This is a genomic window from Amycolatopsis sp. SID8362, assembly GCF_010550475.1.
Lineage (GTDB): Bacteria > Actinomycetota > Actinomycetes > Mycobacteriales > Pseudonocardiaceae > Amycolatopsis > Amycolatopsis eburnea.
In genome coordinates this window covers 1-936 of the sequence record NZ_JAAGNB010000163.1, presented here as the reverse complement: position 1 = coordinate 936, position 936 = coordinate 1, and the positions used below count along the sequence as shown (strand labels likewise).

The following is a 936-nucleotide window of genomic DNA, read 5'->3' as shown; positions in this document are numbered from 1 at the left end:
CGCGCGCAGCAGCGCGGCCGAGTCCTCGGTGGCGGCGGCGCGCTGTTCGGGCGCGCTCACCCCGGCCGACCAGGTGGGGGTGTCGAGCAGGACGGCGAGGCTGCGGATGCCGCGCGGGCGGTACTGGGTCAGTTCGTGGACGGCTTCGGTGCTGACCGTGCCGAGCACGGCGATCAGCTCCTGGCCCTCGCCGGGGTCGCCGGCCAGCGTGATGTCCCGCTGGTGGGCGGGCTGCAGCGCGGCCAGCGCGTCGAGGAGGACGTTGTCGTAGTGGTCGCCGCCTTCACCAGGGGTGTCGGCGAGGGTGATCCCGTGCTCGCTGACCAGCCGGACGCGGTGCCCGGACCGGCGCAGGTGCAGCGCGGCCGACGCGGTGAACGACACCGCCCACTCCAGGCTGGCGGCCGGGCCGCTGCCGTGGTGCGCGGCCGCCCGGTGGTCCAGCAGCACGGTGGTGCCGCCGCGCCACGGCCGTTCTTCGACGCGCACCATGATCTCGTCGCGGCGCGCGGTCGAGCGCCAGTGCACCTTCCGCAGGTCGTCGCCCTGCCGGTACTGGCGGACGATCACGTCGGCCTCGCCCTGCCCGGCGTGCAGCCGGACGGTGCCGTCGTCGCCGACGCCGATCCCGGCGCCGCTCGGCAGGCCCCACAGCGGAACCACCCGGGGCACGACGACCAGGCGCGAGTGCCCGATCAGCTCGCGCTCGAACTCGCACAGCCCGAAGGGGTCGGTGATGGTCGCGCGCAGCGGCCCGACCTGCTGGATCCCGCGCAGCACCGGCTGCAGCGGGTAGCGCAGCGAGACCCGGCGGTCGTGCGGGAGCCGTTCGACGACGAACCGCGGCCGCGAGCCCAGCGCGTACGGCACGCCGTCCTCGAGGAGGACCTCGCCGGCCGGCAGCCGTCCGCTGCGCCAGAGCTCCAGCTGCACCTC

General features: G+C 75.7%; 1 protein-coding gene. It reads right to left on the bottom strand.

The annotated features are described in order from the left end of the window. A partial coding sequence (locus tag G3I65_RS05925) for a DUF58 domain-containing protein (protein WP_160695207.1) occupies positions 1–936 on the bottom strand: 936 nt, incomplete at both ends.